The sequence below is a fragment of the Moritella dasanensis ArB 0140 genome (assembly GCF_000276805.1).
In the GTDB taxonomy this organism is placed as follows: Bacteria; Pseudomonadota; Gammaproteobacteria; order Enterobacterales; family Moritellaceae; genus Moritella; species Moritella dasanensis.
Genome location: NZ_AKXQ01000013.1, coordinates 83,216 through 99,339, shown reverse-complemented (window position 1 = coordinate 99,339; position 16,124 = coordinate 83,216). Strand labels below are relative to the sequence as shown.

Below are 16,124 nucleotides of genomic sequence, written 5' to 3'. Positions count from 1 at the left end.
GTTATCGCGGCTTAAAATAAAACGCACCACGTTCTGAAAATAACACTAATGCCTGCTTATTATGGAGCGGCCTAAACGCCAGCATATTCTCGGTGGTATGCATTTCCGCTCGGCTGACTAGTTTCTCATATAACGCCAATGGATCGTCACTATCTGATTCATCTAATAAAGGTTCACTTTCGGTGATGTTTAATGATAACTCGCCATCTTCAAGCGAATAATTACCTACAGCTGAAAAACCAATATCTCGTGGGATCACGATATAGTACTCAAACTCACCCGTTTCTTTAAGCTCTAACCCAGCATTGATATCAAGCGTCAGATATTTTTCAGCTCTGGTGATCACGTGCATACGGGTGTCAGAATGCAAACGTTCGGTAACGACAGTACTCACACTTTGATTTATCAAATAACCAGTCAATAACCCACCGAGCGTCGCGGCTAATAATGCAAGTTTATTCACAATCCACCTCAGCTTCAGCTTGATAACTAATAGAAGTGTCAGCGACGTCGATCATGAGTGATAATCCGTTAGCATGGTAAATAGTGACATCATTAAATAACGTTTCAGTGGCCGTTGATGGGTCTGTAAAAACACATTCAGTGAACTGTTCAATATAGTAATGATCAGCCGAAGTCCAAGGTGATGAAGCATAACGCCAAAGCATGAAAGAGGAAGCGGTAATAATCAAATATACCGCAAGATAACGCCACCATGGATGTAGCGTTAGTGATACTTTCTTTGACGTGGCATCACAGATAGGCGTTACGCCTGTGATGATATTATCAGGGGGGTTTTGCTTATCGTCTTCTGAAGGCTGCGAGCTGTAAGGTTTAACCACGCCTAAAAATAGATAACCTTTACCACGTTGAGTTTGAATTATTTTGGTGTCTTTATCTTCGAGTGCTTTCCGGCAATTTGAGATCGAGTGCAATAAGCTACTGTCTTCAACAACAATACCTTTGTTTAACCACACTTCATCCATTAAAGTTTGGCGTGATAACAGCTGATTTGTATGCTGGATCATATAACGTAGTAACGAGACTTCATTACTACCTAAGCTAGTTCGTAAGCCAGTTCGTTGACTCAAGATAAATGCACTATCAAAGTCGACGATATAGTTGTCATTAACGATCATCATTTTCTTTTACTATTCTCGATTAAAAAGAAACACCTCGTCGCACTATAACACTTTCATAACATAACACTTTCACAACATGACAATAAAGTAGTATAAAAATAAACTAATATAAAGATCGCGACATAAAAAAGGGTAAGCCTGATTATCTCAGACTTACCCTTTCAGCGTTAATTTAGGTGATTAACGTTATATTATGTCCAGTCTAGGATAACTTTACCTGACATACCTGAACGCATAATATCAAAACCTTCTTGGAATTGATCAATTGGGTAGTGATGCGTGATAATTGGCGTTAGGTCTAAACCTGACTGAATTAATGCAGCCATTTTGTACCACGTTTCAAACATTTCACGACCGTAGATACCTTTAATCACTAAACCTTTAAAGATAACATTACCCCAATCAATGCTCATCGTGCTTGGTGGAATACCCAACATAGCAACTTTGCCGCCATGGTTCATCTTGTCTAGCATGTCGCTAAATGCAGATGGTACGCCTGACATTTCAAGACCAACATCAAAGCCTTCTGTCATTTTAAGATCATCCATCACATCTTTAAGTGATTCAGTCGATACATTTACAGCGCGAGTAACACCCATTTTACGGGCTAGGTCTAGACGGTACTCATTCACATCCGTGATCACAACATTACGTGCACCAACGTGCTTACATACTGCAGCAGCCATGATACCGATTGGACCAGCACCGGTGATTAATACATCTTCACCGACAACATCGAATGATAATGCTGTATGAACAGCGTTACCAAACGGGTCAAAGATAGCAGCCATATCATCAGAAACATCATCTGGTAGTTTGAATGCATTGAATGCAGGGATAACTAAGTATTCTGCAAATGCACCTTCACGGTTAACACCAACACCCGTGGTGTTGCGGCATAAATGTGTGCGACCCGCACGGCAGTTACGACAATGACCACAAGTGATGTGACCTTCACCAGAAACACGATCGCCTAAGGTGAAACCACGTACTTCTTGGCCGATACCAACAACTTCGCCCACGTACTCATGGCCAACAACCATAGGGACTGGAATTGTTTTTTGTGACCATTCATCCCAGTTGTAAATATGGATATCGGTACCACAAATTGCCGTTTTACGGATCTTAATTAACAGATCATTGTGGCCAAGCGTTGGCTTTTCCACATCTGTCATCCAAATACCTTGTTCAGGTTTTAATTTTGCTAGTGCTTTCATTTATTTAATCCACTTTTATCGATAATATTAAGCGTCGCCACTTAGATTCTAAGTAATCGGTAAGAACTACCTCGACACTTAAATAATTGTTGCTTTAGATAATGCCTAAGTCTTTACCGATACGGGTAAATGCGGCAATGGCAATATCAATTTGTTCTATGCTGTGTGCTGCTGACATTTGTGTACGAATACGGGCTTTACCATGTGGTACCACTGGGAAAGAGAAACCGATTACGTAGATGCCTTCTGCTAATAAACGCTCAGACATTTCAGCTGCAAGTGCTGCATCGCCGATCATAACTGGTACGATCGCGTGGTCTGCACCAGCAAGTGTAAAGCCAGCCGCGCACATTTCACTGCGGAAATGCTCTGCATTTGCTTTAACTTTGGCACGTAACTCATGGCCGTTTTCCATCATTTCGATAACACGAATTGATGCTGCAACAATCGCTGGGGCAACAGAGTTTGAGAATAAGTATGGACGTGAACGCTGACGTAACCAATCAATAACTTCTTTTTTAGCCGATGTGTAACCGCCTGATGCGCCGCCTAATGCTTTACCTAATGTACCTGTGATGATATCAACACGATCCATTACGCCACAATGTTCAGGTGTACCACGACCGCCTTCACCAACAAAACCCACAGCGTGAGAATCATCAACCATCACCATTGCATTGTATTTGTCTGCAAGGTCACAAACGCCTTCAAGGTTAGCGATTACGCCATCCATTGAGAATACGCCGTCAGTAGCGATTAACTTGTGACGTACACCAGCAGCATCTGCAGCTATAAGCTGTTCTTCTAATGATGCCATGTCGTTATTTTTGTAACGGAAGCGTTTTGCTTTACACAGACGCACACCATCAATAATCGATGCGTGGTTTAGTTCGTCAGAAATAATCGCGTCTTCTGCACCAAGTATTGTTTCAAACAAACCTGTGTTTGCATCAAAACAAGAGGTATACAAAATAGTATCTTCCATACCGAGGAAAGTACTAATTTTGCTTTCTAATTCTTTATGTTTGTCCTGTGTACCACAGATAAAGCGTACTGACGCCATACCAAAACCGTGGCTATCTAAACCTGATTGTGCCGCTGCAATAAGATCAGCGTGGTTAGCTAAACCTAAGTAGTTATTCGCACAGAAGTTAACAACTTCATTACCGGCCACTTGAATGTTGGCATTTTGGGCAGAAGTAATCACTCGCTCGTGTTTATAAAGGCCATCAGCTTTAGTTTGTGCTAGCTGAGATTGAATTTGCGAATAAAATGATGTGGTCATCCGGCCAACTCCTAAGGTTAATTTCAATTTGATAGGGAAACGCCACGCATTCTACTAAACATAGCTGTTCAAGCTAGAATTATATGTAAAATAGGCAAGTGTTTTTTGCAAAATTGTTACTCAGCACTACTTATTGCAACATATAGCCAGTAAAGGTGATAAAAAAAACCAGCTAAAGTAGCTGGTTTTTTTGAACGCTAGGATAAAACACCTTAAAGCATTATTTACTTAGGGGTATTAACTAGTTAGCTACACGCTTATATTCACGATATTCTGGTGTCCAGAAATTCTTTTCAATATTTTGGCGGATCACATTATCAGATGTTTGTAGTGCTACGCCTTGTAGTTGTGCTGTTTTTGCTACCCAAAAAGCAATCTCTTTACTCACAGAGTGAATATCCGTTAATGGCGGTAATAATGGACCATGTCCATCACGACCTAACGGCGAGCAATCAGCTAATGCACGACTTGCAGCCATCAACATGGCATTAGTAATACGCGTTGCTTCAGCGGCAAGTACACCTAAACCAATACCAGGGAATATATAGCTATTATTACACTGTGCAATAGTGATCAAATCATCACCATAGCTCACTGGTGGGAATGGGCTACCAGTAGCAACAAGTGCACGACCTTCAGTCCAACGAATAATATCTTGTGGTGTTGCTTCAACACGTGAAGTAGGGTTACTTAGCGGGAATACGATTGGGCGTTCAGTATTCGCTGCCATCGCTTTAATCACTTGCTCTGTGAATAAACCTGGCTGTCCTGATACACCAATTAGGATTGACGGTTTTGCATGTACCATCACATCCAATAATGAAATCACATCGCTGTCGATGTTCCATTCGTCACGTAAGCCTTGGTGCTGTACTAGTTTCTGTTGGAAATCTAATAAGTTTGGCATTTTGTCTGTTAACACACCAAAACGGTCAACCATGAATACACGCCCACGTGCTTGGCTATCAGATAAACCTTCAGATTTCATCTGTGCAACAATTTGCTCGGCGATACCACAACCTGCAGAACCAGCACCTAAGAAAGTAACTTTTTGTTCACTTAATTTAGTTTTTGCAGCGCGACAAGCAGCCATTAAGCTACCTAATGTAACAGCGGCTGTACCTTGAATATCATCATTAAAACAACAAATTTGATCTTTATAGCGTTGTAATAATGGCATGGCATTTTGTTGAGCGAAATCTTCAAACTGCAACAATACATTTGGCCAGCGACGTTTTACGGCGTCGATAAACAAATCTAAAAATTCATTATATTTATCTTGGTCAATACGCGGCTTACGCCAACCCATATACATAGGGTCTTGTAGCAGTTTCTCGTTGTTGGTACCCACATCTAATACGATAGGTAAACAGTTCGCAGGGCTAATACCACCACACGAAGTATAAAGTGACAATTTACCAATTGGGATACCCATGCCACCAATACCTTGGTCACCTAAACCTAGAATACGCTCACCATCGGTTACTACGATCACTTTTACATTTTGCTTATTTACATTATGTAAAATGTCGTCGATGTTTTCACGTTCTGGGTAAGAGATAAATAAACCGCGAGCACGACGGTAAATATCTGAGAATTGCTGACAAGCAGCACCAACCGTCGGGGTATAAATAATTGGCATCATCTCTTCAAGATGATTATCAACTAAACGGTAAAACAATGTTTCATTGGTATCTTGGATGTTACGTAAATAAACGTGTTTATCCATCGCACTTTCAAAGCCAGAAAATTGCTTGTATGCACGTTCAGATTGTTCTTGGATAGATTCAACCATTGGTGGGATTAATCCCGTAAGGTTAAAACTGTGACGCTCAATAGCACTAAAACCACTGCCTTTATTTAATAAAGGTGTTTCTAATAATGCAGAGCCAGCGTAGGGTAAATACAGAGGACGATTTGTGGTGCTCATTGATATCTCATATATATGAAAGAGTGCAGTATGCTACCAGGCGTAACTACTGGACGGGCTAAAATGACGAAGGAATATACTCGGCTAAGCTATCATAATCTAAAGAAAAAAACTAAAGATTACGATAATAGCTGAAAATATATTCCTTTTTACATATACAGAAAATTAGCGAGCACTGAGGACGATTATTTAATTGAGATAATCTTGTTTTTGTACTGTATTTTGCAGTAACTCGGGCTGAATTTTCTGTAGACTTAAATTAATAATTTGGCGGATCCGTTCTCTCGACATCGATAGACGTTCGCCGATAACATGCAGAGTCAGTGGATCTTCTTCACCTAATCCGAATCTCAGTTCAATGATTTTTCTATCACGTTCAGATAAATGTCCTAATACTTCATTCAAATAACATAATGTATCTGCATCTTCGAGTTCGTCGTTTGGTTTACAAATAGAGTTATCTTCTAACATATCAACCAAAGCCGTACTTGAATCACGATCAGTAACAATTGTTTTATCTAAACTTGCCTCATTGAAATAATAGGATAACACTTCGTTAACTTGTTCGTACTGCATTTCCAAAAATTCTGCCAATGCCATCACATCATGAGTACACTGCAAGTCGAATTCTTGTTCACGTGCCGTTTTTAAAATGCGCTTATATACTTTACCAATATGGATTGGCACACGGATCGTCCGCGACTGGTTCATAATAAAGCGTTCTATATTATTCTTAATCCACCAAACAGCATAAGTAGAGAAACGAAAACCTTTGGTGGCATCAAATTTCTCAACAGCATGAATCAAGCCGGTATTCCCTTCTTGGATAATATCAACGAGCGGTAGGGAGGTATGTTGATAGCGTTTAGCGATATTAATCACTAAGCGTAAATTAGATTGGATCATGCGCTGTCTGGCTTTTTCATCGCCTTCGTTCGACGCCACCGCCGTTTCATACTCCTCCTCTTTAGTTAATAACTTACTGCTTCGGTTTACTTGATACATGTATACGTCTAGTGCATTCGACTCGTTAGATAATTCCATTTTTCTATCTCCCTAAGCGAGTCTCTCTCACGAAACCACACTTACAAATTAAACATACCTAGCAACAACTATAAAACTAACTAGAAACAAATTTTGATCAAAATATAATTCAGTAGAAATAAGGTTAGTCGGGAATTCAATTTTGGAAAGGTGTTCTTAACGAAATATTAAAAAAAACAGCAACATTCTTAGGTTAGTAAGGAAAACAGATAAAACCAAACGAGGTCAGACCAGATAAATCTATTTAGCCTCTACTTTTAATAAGTTTACTTAAAATTTAAAATCGCTAAAGACAGTAAATAATTACCAATATTGAGATACTTAGCAAGCAATGACGGAAGAGATAGAATGAAGAAAAGAATGTAGCGGTATATGACTAATAATATAGTACCCGCTACATTTTGTTAGATATGTGATAGCTCATCCCTTATTTAAACGGATAAATTATTAACACTATCGCTTGCGTTAGAAAAAGCGTTTATACCTCACACGAGCGTTCAATGCGACGTGATTTACCACCATCATCAATTGCAACATAGGTGAATGTTGCTTCGGTAACGATATAACGGAAGTTAAATTTAGGTGCATTGATCACGGGTTTAACCCAGATCTCTAACTTAATCGTCATTGATGAATTACCAATGCGTGAACATGAGCCATAACAACAGACTACGTCACCTACTGTGACAGGTTGATGGAACGTCATGCCATCTACCGAAATAGTAGCTACCCTACCCTGTGCGATCTCTTTTGCTAAAATACCACCAGCGATATCCATTTGCGACATGATCCAACCACCAAAAATATCGCCATTAGCGTTGGTATCAGCAGGCATTGCTAAAGTACGTAAGATCAGGCTACCCGTTGGTATTCTTGCCTTATCTGATTGCGCATTTTGCTTATCTGTTACAGCAGTTGTTTTATCTGACATGATAACTCCGAGATTATCTTTATTATTATAATTATATTTTATATTGGCCTTATTCACCGAGAAATAAGGCTAATATTTACAGCGAATGAAAATGTTTAATTTCTGCAATTAATAAGTCGATTGCGTCGACAGTAATATCTTGATGAACGACAAAACGGATCGCATTGCTCGCACTAATAATAATACCTTTGGTACGTAAATATGCCGCTAATGCTTTGCCATCTTTACCTGTGTATTGGGTAAAGATCATATTGGTTTGGACACTTTCCAAATCAAAAGTGAACTCAGCTAGCGTCAGTAATTGCTGCGCTAAGTACTGTGTATTTTCATGATCAATAGCCAATTTTTCAACTTGTACATCGAGCGCTAGAATACCCGCGGCCGCAAGAATACCAGCTTGACGCATACCACCGCCGAGCATTTTACGCCAGCGTCTGGCACTGCGAATTAACGACTCTGAACCAAGTAATAATGAACCAACTGGTGCAGCAAGTCCTTTCGATAAACAAATCGATGCAGAATCAAAATACTGAGTAATTTCGCTCGCATCGACGTTAAGTTTAACGGCAGCATTAAACACCCGCGCACCATCAAGGTGAATACGTAGGCCATGTTCAAACGCTAATGCCTGGGCTTGAGCGAGATACTCAAGGGATAAGACTTTACCACCAATGGTATTTTCTAATGATAATAACTTGGTTTTTGCATGATGATCATCATCTGGTTTAATATTGTCACGGATCGCTTGCAGACAAATACTACCATCAGCTTCATTCGCAATTGGCTGTGGTTGCACACTACCAAGTACCGCTGCACCACCGCCTTCCCAACGGTAATTATGGGCATTTTGACCGCAAATATATTCATCACCACGTTGGCAATGCGCCATGATAGCTAATAAGTTAGCTTGTGTGCCTGACGAACAAAAGATAGCGGCATCAAATCCATAACGTTCGGCAGCCATTCCTTCCAGTTTATTGACTGTCGGATCGTCACCATAAACGTCATCACCCACAACGGCGGTCGCCATCGCGTTACGCATTGCAGCGGTTGGCTGTGTGACAGTATCACTTCTAAAGTCAAACATTTATCTATTCCCTTTGCCGTTATCTATACAAAAAACTATCTTCTGATATTAAACCGATGATTAATGTTTTAAGTCATTATTATTTCGGTTTTCCAAATTGGAAATGAGTATAACATCCGAGTAACAAGTGTCAGGTTAATTTCGCATTTTGTTACTGATTGTTACGTTCCCATAAAAAAGCAGCCAGTTATTGCTAACTGGCTGCCTATGACTTAACTTATATGACCTGTTATTTAAAACAAATCAGACGAGTTGCTTATTTTACACGTCAGTCTTTCTTTCGTATGCATGGCTCACGGCAGCAGTAAAGACTACATCCGTTGAGCTGTTTAGCGCTGTTTCAGCTGAATCTTGTAACACACCGATGATGAAACCAGTTGCGACAACTTGCATTGCAATGTCGTTATCAATGCCAAATAAACTACAAGACAATGGAATTAACAACAGCGAACCACCCGCTACACCAGAAGCGCCACATGCTGAAATAGCGGCAATGAGGCTCAATAATAATGCCGTTGGTATATCAACCGCAATACCTAAAGTATTAACGGCTGCAAGTGTTAACACAGTAATGGTGATCGCAGCACCGCCCATGTTAATGGTTGCGCCCAGCGGGATAGCAACCGAGTAAGTGTCTTTGTGTAAATTAAGTTTCTTACACAGTTCCATATTCACTGGAATATTAGCCGCAGATGAACGTGTGAAGAAGGCGGTAATACCACTTTCACGTAAACACTGGAAAATTAACGGATATGGATTTTGACGTGACATCACGAACAAAATGATAGGGTTAATCACTAAGGCAACCACGGCCATTGACGTTAACAATACCGCAAGCAAATGGGTATAACTTACCATTGCCGAGAAACCAACCGTTGCAAATGTTGATGATACTAAACCAAAGATACCTAACGGCGCAAAACGAATAACAACGTGTACAATCTTAGATACGCCATCAGCAACATCCTTGATCACTTGTTTCGTTGTTGGTGATGAATGCTTTAATGCCGCACCAAAACCAATACCCCAGGTTAACACACCAATAAAGTTACTCGTCACAATCGCATTCACCGGGTTATCGACCACCTTGTAAATAAGATTACGCAATACTTCAGTGATGTCGCTTGGCGCTGAGTTTGTCGCGGCTTCGGTCACGAGCGTCAATTGTATTGGGAATAAAAAACTTAAACTTACTGCAACAATCGCCGCGGCAAAGGTGCCTAATAAATACAAGGTCACAATCGGACGTATATTAGCATTCGTATTAGATGCTTGATTTGCAATTGCAGAGATCACTAATACAAACACTAATAAAGGTGCGATCGCTTTCAGCGCACTGACAAATAACCCACCAAATAAACTTGCTTCAATAGCAATACTTGGCGCTGCATAGGCTAATACTATACCCGCAACAATACTAATGATGATTTGTTTAACCAAACTCAGTTGAAAAAGCCCTGCTACTTTACTTCCCATATCACACCCTATATCCATAAACATCAATAAAGGCAGAATAATACCAAATTTAATGGAAGAAATAACATTAAATTTTAGCAATTCCTCACAAAACAACCATAAATACGCAAATTAATGTAAATCACGACTCATCACGACTGCGTTTCATTCTTATCTCGAAATAATATCCCGATTCAGTGTCGTGTTACTGCTGATCATCTGCGTAACATTGGTTTTATCCAGCCAATTAATCTTAATCTCGACTTCCTTTAGCAAACTTGACGTCGTGAGCGCAGTCAACGATGTTACTTGCCAGCTTAAATTAAACTGATGCTGATCATATTGAATCTTTCCCGCGCTCATGCTACCGCCAACATTTGTACTCAAAGAGGTAAACCCATTAATCGAATCGGTCAAATAACGTAACTCATTCAGCTTATACTCCATGAGTGCCCATGCTGTTGTATATTGTGATTGCTGTAATACAATTTGAGCCTGAGTTAACTTCAACCCGGTAATACCAAATATAGCGGTGGTCAGCATAAATAAACAGATCATAACCTCCAGTAAACAGCCGCCTTGCTGTAACGTATAGTGTCTAAGGTGCATTTAAAAACCATATAAAGAGGTTGGTTGCCAAGTCCAAGGCACTGAAGTCGTCATAAGCTGACGCTGCATGACCAGTTGCTCAGTATCATTGTAAGTAATCGCTACCGTAATGTTGAAAACAGCTTCCTCTTCAGCGCATAAATAAAACTCGTCTGACAACCGATATTGCAGCATCCTTGCATTCGGCGTAACGCGTTGATGATTATCTAAGGCTAAGTTTGTACATGCCGGAAGCAAAGTAAGTAATGCTGGGGAATCGTAGAGCACGATATAAAACAAGTCTAATTTATTGGCTGCTGTAATTTTAGCTTTCAGGTAATTGAGATTGAGTTGATTACGTTGAATACGTTGTTGCTGAATATGCGCAAAAGCCAAACTGCTGCTAATCGTAATAAAGACTAAAATGAGCGTCATTGATAGTATCGCGAAACCTCGAACAGCGTAAAATGTCGGTTGTTTAAGTGCCATTATAGAAAAGCCCTCGCACTACTATTACGAAAAAAGTGAAGCTCAATATCGGCAAATTGACGATGACGAATACTGAGCACGATATTGACGACACCCTTAATTCGATACGGTAGCGAATAACGTTGTTGCAACACGCTGAATTGCAATTCGGTAATGTCGGTACTCGCAGTATCCGAAATCATTTCCCAACCTAAACCACCATCGCAGCTAACCGCGCTGCCTTTGCGCTGCTGTAGCCCACCGAGATACAAACGAAAACCAAAATTTTCATTATTAAAAACACCATCTTCATTACGGTCATAACGATACACAATACAATCCTTGCTCGCGTTCAAAATATAAATTTCATCATCGCTATAGATAAAAGCGTTCGTTGCGGCAATATGGCTTTTATAACCTGCACGACCTAACTCTCGCTGCATAATAGTCAGCATATTCTGCGCTTCTTGCTGCACCAAATAATATTGCTCTGCGCGGATATTTTGTACCTCATGTGCCGCGTAAATATAACTCGAACCGGTAAAAATAATGCCCGCTAATGAAATTGACATCATCAGCTCAATTAACCCATGCCCACACATGTAAAAACGGCTCGGCCAAACTAATTGAACTGATTGGAATGGTTTAACAGTCGCCATATATCGCACTCTCTCCACGCACCATACAAACTCGAATACGTCCCTGAGTACTGACGATAACCTTAGTGCTAAAACGACCTAAGGAAAGCTGATAACTCGCACCATTGGTTGCACCGAATAAGGGTGAGAAAGATAAACTGGTGCGATTAATAATGAGTTCAATATCTGTTATCGCGGCGCTAACTTGACCATATTGAGCCTGACATAAGACATGCGATGTTAAGCAATCACAATGCTCGATATGACTGATAACCCAACATGACTCAAAAGTGTTAATGGCGGTATTATCAATCTGCATATTAAAATAATGCCGCTGCCCCCGAACTATCGCTAATTGTTTCGTGATCGTTAACGCTTCAACCAATTGCCTGGTGAGGTTACTGAGTTTATTTTTATGCACGTAGTCACTATACGATGGGATGCTTAACGCCATCAATATAGTCAGTATTGCCAAGGTTACAAGTAACTCAATTAAGGTTAGACCTGATGATTTTAATTTACAGCGTAACATTCACATTCGCTTAATTTATCTGAAGCCCAGTAACACTAACCCTAGAATAAAATGCAATCACTGATACTTTTATGCCAATAAACAGGTAATATGTTCCCAAATTATTGAATACGCCCACAGTGAACTGTTATTCGTCTTGATGAAACTAAGCGACATAAATGAGTAAACAACAGGTGTAATTATAGAAAAAAACACGCACAATTAATGAGTTATAAAGAGTTATTATGTCAAAACTAGATTTTTCAGCGATTAACAAAAGCAGTTCAAACTCATTTCATGAGCAACGTAATACCATCAAAAAAGTATGCCTTGGAAAAACTGTGTTATGCCCGGTATGCCAACAACCATTAAAATTGTTACCACCAAAAAATAAAAATGATGCATCAAAATCCGGCGTGAGCTGCGTGAAGGGTTGTACTTTTATTGAATTGGAATTTGAACTGTAGTTAATCATCACAAATTACAGCTATAAAAAAACCTCGTTGCTTCTGTTATATATAACAAGAACAACGAGGTTTTTTATTAACTATAAATACTGAGTAAGTAAGCGATAACTCAGTAAAGAGTTATCGCTTACAGGCTTACTTAATACGAGTATGCAGTTCTTGAATTGAACGAACTGTACCACGGTCATCAGCAGAGTGCGCTTGGCACGTTGCAAATGCAGCATTCATTGTTGTTGTGTAGTTAACTTTATAACGTAAAGCTGCTGCACGTAGTTGACGAGAGTCTTCAATCGCAACACGACCTTCAGTCGTATTAATGATGTAGCTATATTCGCCATTTTTGATACGGTCAAGAATATGAGGACGACCTTCATGTACCTTGTTTACTAGACGAAGGTTAACACCCTCTTCACCTAGTGCAACAGCAGTACCGTGAGTCGCATCGATTTCAAAACCAAGTGCAATAAGTTGTTTTGCTAATTCAGCAGCGCGGGCTTTATCGCCGTTACGTACTGAGATAAGCGCACGACCGCTCTTAGCAACTTCAGCAGAAGCACCAAGCTGTGCTTTAGCATAAGCTTCAGCGAAGGTATCACCCACACCCATTACTTCACCAGTAGAACGCATTTCAGGGCCTAGTAACGGGTCTGAACCTGGGAACTTACCGAATGGTAATACAACTTCTTTAACAGAGAAGTATGGTGGAATAACTTCTTCAGTGAAACCAAGTTCAACTAACGTTTGGCCAGCCATTACACGTGCAGCAACTTTTGCAAGTTGAACACCTGTTGCTTTTGAAACAAAAGGAACAGTACGTGCAGCACGCGGGTTAACTTCAATTAAGTAAACTTCGTTATCTTTAACAGCGAACTGCGTATTCATTAGACCAATAACACCTAATTCTAGTGCTAAAGCACGTACTTGGCCGCGCATAACGTCTAGAATTTCAGGGCTTAATGAATAAGGAGGTAATGAACAACCTGAGTCACCTGAGTGAACACCTGCTTGTTCGATGTGCTCCATGATGCCGCCAATAACAACATCTTTGCCGTCACAGATTGCGTCAACGTCAAGTTCGATAGCGTTATCTAGGAAACGGTCAAGTAGTACTGGTGATTCGTTAGAAACACTTACCGCTTCTTTAAAGTAACGACGTAAATCGATTTCGTCATATACAATTTCCATTGCACGGCCACCAAGTACATATGATGGGCGAACAACTAACGGATAACCGATACCTTCAGCAGAAATAACCGCTTGTTCAGTTGTAGTTACCGTTGCGTTGTCAGGCTGTAGTAGACCTAAACGGTCAACAGCTTGTTGGAAACGTTCACGATCTTCTGAACGGTCAATCGCATCCGGTGAAGTACCGATAATTGGTACGCCAGCTGCTTCTAATTCACGTGCTAGTTTAAGTGGAGTTTGACCACCGTACTGCACGATCACGCCTTTAGGCTTTTCTACACGGACGATTTCTAGTACATCTTCTAATGTAATAGGTTCGAAGTATAGACGATCTGAAGTATCGTAATCTGTTGAAACCGTTTCAGGGTTACAGTTAACCATGATAGTTTCGTAGCCGTCTTCACGCATTGCTAATGCAGCGTGTACACAACAGTAATCGAATTCGATACCTTGACCAATACGGTTAGGACCGCCACCAATGATCATGATTTTATCATTATCAGTTGGGTTCGCTTCACACTCTTCATCGTATGTAGAGTACATGTAAGCCGTGTCGCTTGAGAACTCAGCAGCACAAGTATCAACACGCTTGTAAACCGGTAAGATGTCTAAACGATGACGTAATTTACGTACTTCGTTTTCGCTTACACCAGCAAGTTTAGACAAACGTATATCAGAGAAACCTTTACGCTTAAGTTGACGTAATGTTGTTTCATCTAAGCCAGATAGGCCGATTTTACTTACGTTTTCTTCTGCTTTAACGAGGTCTTCAATTTGTACAAGGAACCAATGGTCAACACAGGTAATTGCATAAATCTCATCACACGTCATGCCGCTACGGAATGCGTCAGCAATATAGAAGATACGCTCAGCGCCAGCTTCCATTAATTCATGACGAATTGTTGCAGCTGCAGTATCATCGTTTAGATTAACTTCTGGGTCTAAACCGTTTTTACCAATTTCTAAACCGCGTAGTGCTTTTTGCAGTGACTCTTGGAAGTTACGGCCAATTGCCATTACTTCACCAACAGATTTCATCTGTGTCGTTAGACGGTCGTTAGCACCAGCAAATTTTTCGAAGTTAAAGCGTGGCAGCTTAGTAACAACGTAATCTAGTGTTGGTTCAAATGATGCTGGCGTTGCGCCGCCAGTAATGTCATTTGATAATTCGTCTAGTGTGTAACCTACAGCAAGTTTTGCAGCAATCTTAGCAATTGGGAAACCCGTTGCTTTAGATGCAAGTGCTGATGAACGTGATACACGTGGGTTCATCTCGATGATAACCATACGGCCATCTTCAGGGTTAATACCAAACTGTACGTTTGAACCACCTGTTTCAACACCAATTTCACGTAGAACAGCCATCGATGCATTACGCATGATTTGGTATTCTTTATCCGTTAATGTTTGTGCTGGTGCAACCGTAATTGAGTCACCAGTGTGGATGCCCATAGGGTCAAAGTTTTCAATTGTACATACGATGATGCAGTTGTCGTTTTTATCACGTACAACTTCAGTCTCGTACTCTTTCCAACCGATTAGTGATTCATCGATCAATAATTCTGTTGTTGGCGAAAGGTCTAGGCCTAACGTACAAATGTCGATGAACTCTTCCATGTTGTAAGCGATACCGCCACCCGTGCCACCCATAGTGAACGATGGACGAATAATACATGGGAAACCAACTTCAGCGAGTACGCCTTTTGCTTCTTCAATTGTGTGTGCAATACCTGCACGTGGCGTTTCAAGGCCAATTGCTTTCATTGCTTTATCAAAACGACTACGGTCTTCCGCTTTGTCGATTGCATCAGCAGTAGCACCAATCAGTTCAACACCAAATTCTGCTAATACACCTTTGCTGTCTAGCTCAAGTGCGCAGTTTAATGCTGTTTGACCACCCATCGTTGGTAAAATCGCGTCTGGACGCTCTTTTTCGATGATGTTACGTACAACTTCCCAATGGATCGGCTCGATGTAAGTCGCGTCCGCCATTTCTGGGTCAGTCATAATTGTAGCTGGGTTTGAGTTAACTAGAACAACTCGGTAGCCTTCTTCACGAAGCGCTTTACAAGCTTGAGCACCGGAATAGTCAAACTCACACGCTTGACCAATTACGATTGGACCTGCGCCCAAGATTAGAATAGTTTTTATATCAGTACGTTTTGGCATAGTTCAA

General features: G+C 40.5%; 15 protein-coding genes. 1 reads left to right on the top strand and 14 read right to left on the bottom strand.

From position 1 onward, the window contains the following. Nucleotide 1: 1 nt before the first annotated feature. From A923_RS0112575 to A923_RS0112515, 13 genes are all read right to left on the bottom strand, one after another. Nucleotides 2–463: a hypothetical protein gene (locus tag A923_RS0112575; RefSeq protein ID WP_017222030.1), complete on the bottom strand. Its 462-nt coding sequence runs from the start codon at nt 461–463 to the stop codon at nt 2–4. Then, entirely contained in the window at nt 456–1,142 is a 687-nt protein-coding gene (locus tag A923_RS0112570; RefSeq protein WP_026006222.1) for a transcriptional regulator, read from the bottom strand. Before A923_RS0112570 ends, A923_RS0112575 begins: the two co-directional genes overlap by 8 nt. A gap of 191 nt (nt 1,143–1,333) precedes the next feature. Continuing rightward, complete coding sequence (gene tdh, locus A923_RS0112565; RefSeq protein WP_017222028.1) at nt 1,334–2,359, bottom strand: L-threonine 3-dehydrogenase; 1,026 nt, start codon at nt 2,357–2,359, stop codon at nt 1,334–1,336. Nucleotides 2,360–2,453: 94 nt separating this feature from the next. After that, complete coding sequence (locus A923_RS0112560) at nt 2,454–3,644, bottom strand: glycine C-acetyltransferase (protein WP_017222027.1); 1,191 nt, start codon at nt 3,642–3,644, stop codon at nt 2,454–2,456. 241 nt (nt 3,645–3,885) lie between these two features. Next, entirely contained in the window at nt 3,886–5,574 is a 1,689-nt protein-coding gene (locus A923_RS0112555; RefSeq protein WP_017222026.1) for an NAD-dependent malic enzyme, read from the bottom strand. 189 nt (nt 5,575–5,763) lie between these two features. Further along, complete coding sequence (locus tag A923_RS0112550; protein ID WP_017222025.1) at nt 5,764–6,618, bottom strand: sigma-70 family RNA polymerase sigma factor; 855 nt, start codon at nt 6,616–6,618, stop codon at nt 5,764–5,766. A gap of 478 nt (nt 6,619–7,096) precedes the next feature. Beyond that, a complete protein-coding gene (yciA, locus tag A923_RS0112545; protein WP_017222024.1) occupies nt 7,097–7,549 on the bottom strand; it encodes an acyl-CoA thioester hydrolase YciA in 453 nt (150 codons plus the stop codon). Nucleotides 7,550–7,625: 76 nt separating this feature from the next. Further along, nucleotides 7,626–8,636: a low-specificity L-threonine aldolase gene (gene ltaE, locus A923_RS0112540; RefSeq protein WP_017222023.1), complete on the bottom strand. Its 1,011-nt coding sequence runs from the start codon at nt 8,634–8,636 to the stop codon at nt 7,626–7,628. A 261-nt stretch (nt 8,637–8,897) separates the two neighbouring features. Further along, entirely contained in the window at nt 8,898–10,112 is a 1,215-nt protein-coding gene (gene sstT, locus A923_RS0112535) for a serine/threonine transporter SstT (RefSeq protein ID WP_017222022.1), read from the bottom strand. A gap of 150 nt (nt 10,113–10,262) precedes the next feature. Beyond that, nucleotides 10,263–10,700 (bottom strand): type IV pilus modification PilV family protein, encoded by a 438-nt coding sequence (locus tag A923_RS0112530; protein ID WP_017222021.1) that lies wholly within the window; start codon nt 10,698–10,700, stop codon nt 10,263–10,265. Then, complete coding sequence (locus tag A923_RS0112525) at nt 10,701–11,168, bottom strand: hypothetical protein (protein ID WP_017222020.1); 468 nt, start codon at nt 11,166–11,168, stop codon at nt 10,701–10,703. Then, nucleotides 11,168–11,806, bottom strand: coding sequence for a hypothetical protein (locus tag A923_RS0112520; RefSeq protein ID WP_017222019.1), 639 nt, complete (start codon nt 11,804–11,806; stop codon nt 11,168–11,170). The genes A923_RS0112525 and A923_RS0112520 overlap by 1 nt, the downstream gene beginning before the upstream one ends. Beyond that, on the bottom strand, nt 11,793–12,317 hold the full coding sequence (locus A923_RS0112515; RefSeq protein WP_017222018.1) for a prepilin-type N-terminal cleavage/methylation domain-containing protein: 525 nt from the start codon (nt 12,315–12,317) through the stop codon (nt 11,793–11,795). The genes A923_RS0112520 and A923_RS0112515 overlap by 14 nt, the downstream gene beginning before the upstream one ends. Before the next feature lie 224 nt (nt 12,318–12,541). On the opposite strand from A923_RS0112515, the gene A923_RS0112510 reads away from it, so the two are divergent. Continuing rightward, complete coding sequence (locus tag A923_RS0112510; protein ID WP_017222017.1) at nt 12,542–12,763, top strand: hypothetical protein; 222 nt, start codon at nt 12,542–12,544, stop codon at nt 12,761–12,763. A gap of 135 nt (nt 12,764–12,898) precedes the next feature. On the opposite strand, the gene carB is transcribed toward A923_RS0112510, so the two are convergent. Then, complete coding sequence (gene carB, locus A923_RS0112505) at nt 12,899–16,117, bottom strand: carbamoyl-phosphate synthase large subunit (RefSeq protein WP_017222016.1); 3,219 nt, start codon at nt 16,115–16,117, stop codon at nt 12,899–12,901. Between the last annotated feature and the right edge of the window lie 7 nt (nt 16,118–16,124).